The 2774-nt window shown below is 67.8% G+C and carries 3 protein-coding genes; 2 read left to right on the top strand and 1 reads right to left on the bottom strand.

What is annotated here, in order from left to right; all coding sequences use genetic code 11:
- Window positions 1-447 precede the first annotated feature (447 nt).
- The gene (locus QH290_RS02225) at window positions 448-858 is read right to left on the bottom strand and encodes a DUF5318 domain-containing protein (protein WP_280381830.1); all 411 of its coding nucleotides are present in this window, start codon (window positions 856-858) and stop codon (window positions 448-450) included.
- 146 nt (window positions 859-1004) lie between these two features.
- On the opposite strand from QH290_RS02225, the gene QH290_RS02220 reads away from it, so the two are divergent.
- Complete coding sequence (locus tag QH290_RS02220; protein ID WP_280264353.1) at window positions 1005-1562, top strand: PadR family transcriptional regulator; 558 nt, start codon at window positions 1005-1007, stop codon at window positions 1560-1562.
- On the top strand, window positions 1555-2655 hold the full coding sequence (locus QH290_RS02215; RefSeq protein WP_280381829.1) for an inositol-3-phosphate synthase: 1101 nt from the start codon (window positions 1555-1557) through the stop codon (window positions 2653-2655). The genes QH290_RS02220 and QH290_RS02215 overlap by 8 nt, the downstream gene beginning before the upstream one ends.
- The last annotated feature ends 119 nt before the right edge of the window (window positions 2656-2774 follow it).

The raw sequence follows: 2774 nt of genomic DNA, 5'->3' as shown, positions 1-2774 counted from the left end.
TCCGCCGGAGGCGTATTTGTTTTATACGCCCCCGCCTCGGGGCCCGCCGGGCCCCGGCGGGGCCCGCTCTGCGCCCGGGGGGGGGGCCCCCGGGCGGCGCGGTGGCTGGCCACCGCCACGCGGACCCGCACCGGGACCCTGCCCTGGACGAACCGGTGGTAGCGGGCGCCCGGGCGGCGGGCCGTCCGGACGGGGCGGTGGGTATCCGCCGGGCCGCGGTTGCGCGCCGCGCGGGGCGCGGCCGCCGTTCGGTCCATCGTCGTAGGGCGAAGTCACAGCGTGGATCTCCATAACTCGAAACGGTCCGGGTAGCTCGTTGCGGTCGTGACGTCGTTCGTCTGGCGATCGGTGCGCGAGCCTACGGGGTTACGCACGCTGCCTCCGATTCCTGACGCTCTCGACCGCGGCGGGCACGCCTGTGCTCCGCATATCAGTCTGGTGTGCCCATTACTCTGCGGCGGTCCGGCGGGTGCCGGTGCGGCGACGCGTGGGCGCCGGTGCGTGACCGAGCACGTAGGACTGCACCAGATGGTTCCAGCTGCAGCTCCGGCACACCTCGACGACATGCACCGTGAACTCCTCGCGGGTCTCGGCCAGCCGGATCAGCTCCTCGGGTGTGCGGGCCGAGCCCGCGACGGGCCCCAGCCCCTCCCCGTAGACCCACGATACGAGAGTCAACTGCTCTTTCCTGCAGATGGGGCATGTGACCTCGCTCCCCCGCCCGTGGAACTTCGCCGCCCGCAGCAGATACGGGTTCGCATCGCACACCTCGGCGACGTCCACTCGGCCCGCATAGACGTCGGCCAGCAGCGACCTGCGCCGGAGCGCATAGTCGACCACCTGCCGCTGAATTCGCACGCCAACCAGAGTAGCGGTCCCCACCGACCCCGCGCCCCCCACAAATTCGAGGATCCGGACGGGTGTTGTCGGATGTATCGGCGCGATATAGTTTGTCATCGCATCTAGCGGTTAGGTCTGCACATAACAGTCAGGAGGTGAGGCCCGTGCTCGAGCTGGCGATTCTCGGGCTGCTCCTGGAGGCGCCCATGCACGGTTACGAGCTGCGCAAGCGGCTGACCGGCCTGCTGGGACCGTTCCGCGCCTTCTCCTACGGATCGCTGTACCCGACGCTGCGGCGCATGCAGGCCGACGGGCTGATCGCGGAGGAGAGTCCGGCCGGGGCGGTCACGCGGCGGGCGCGACGGGTTTATCAGCTGACCGAGGCCGGGTGGGAGCGGTTCAGCGAACTGCTCGCCGACACCGGCCCGCAGAACTACACCGACGACGGCTTCGGCGTTCACCTCGCCTTCTTCAGCCGCACCCCCGCCGAGGCGCGGATGCGGATCCTCGAGGGCAGGCGGCGGCAGGTCGAGGAGCGCCGAGAGGGACTGCGGGAGGCGATCAAACGGGCCAGCGGAACCCTGGATCGCTACACCCGCCAGCTCCACCAGCTCGGTCTGGAATCAAGCGAGCGCGAAGTGCGCTGGCTCAACGAATTGATTGCAGCGGAGCAGTCAATGAAGGCGGCACCACAGAAAGAGGGAAAAACCGGCCATGAGTGATGTCAACAAGGCTGAGCACGGCGGCGAGATTCGCGTGGCCATCGTGGGTGTGGGTAACTGCGCGTCCTCGCTGGTCCAGGGTGTGCAGTACTACAAGGACGCAGACGAGAACGCGGTCGTGCCCGGCCTCATGCACGTCAAGTTCGGTCCCTACCACGTGCGCGACGTGAAGTTCGTCGCCGCGTTCGACGTCGACGCCAAGAAGGTCGGTTTCGAGCTGTCGGACGCGATCTTCGCCAGCGAGAACAACACCATCAAGATCTCCGACGTGCCGCCGAGCGGGGTCACCGTGCAGCGCGGCCCGACGCTGGACGGCATCGGCAAGTACTACGCGGAGACCATCGAGCTGTCCGACGCCGCGGCGGTCGACGTCGTGCAGGCGCTGAAGGACGCGAAGGTCGACGTGCTGGTGTCCTACCTCCCGGTGGGCTCCGAGGATGCCGACAAGTTCTACGCGCAGTGCGCCATCGACGCCGGTGTCGCATTTGTGAACGCGCTGCCGGTGTTCATCGCCTCGGACCCGGAATGGGCGAAGAAGTTCGCCGACGCCGGTGTCCCGATCGTCGGCGACGACATCAAGAGCCAGGTGGGCGCCACCATCACCCACCGCGTGATGGCCAAGCTGTTCGAGGACCGCGGCGTGCAGCTGGACCGCACCATGCAGCTCAACGTCGGCGGCAACATGGACTTCAAGAACATGCTCGAGCGCGAGCGGCTGGAGTCGAAGAAGATCTCCAAGACCCAGGCCGTGACCAGCAACCTGAAGAAGGAGCTGGGCGCGAACGACGTGCACATCGGCCCGTCCGATCACGTGGGCTGGCTCGACGACCGCAAGTGGGCCTACGTGCGGCTGGAGGGCCGCGCCTTCGGTGACGTGCCGCTGAACCTGGAGTACAAGCTCGAGGTGTGGGATTCGCCGAACTCGGCGGGCATCATCATCGACGCGATCCGCGCGGCCAAGATCGCCAAGGACCGCGGCGTGGGCGGGCCCGTGCTGCCCGCCTCGGCCTACCTGATGAAGTCCCCGCCGAAGCAGCTGGCCGACGACGTCGCGCGGTCCCAGCTCGAGGCGTTCATCGTGGGCGCCGAATAAACAGCGGCCCTATGGGAAGCCCCGCCCGGCAACAACCGCCGGGCCGTCCATTACCGCATGGTTTTTGGCGGAATAAGTACAAGGAGACGTATAACACGCCCGAGGTCGGGGCCGTGTAG

Origin of the sequence: Nocardia wallacei (genome assembly GCF_029869545.1) — a bacterium.
In the GTDB taxonomy this organism is placed as follows: Bacteria; Actinomycetota; Actinomycetes; order Mycobacteriales; family Mycobacteriaceae; genus Nocardia; species Nocardia wallacei_A.
Note: the sequence above shows the minus strand (reverse complement) of the source record. Positions and strands in the feature narration are given on the sequence as shown.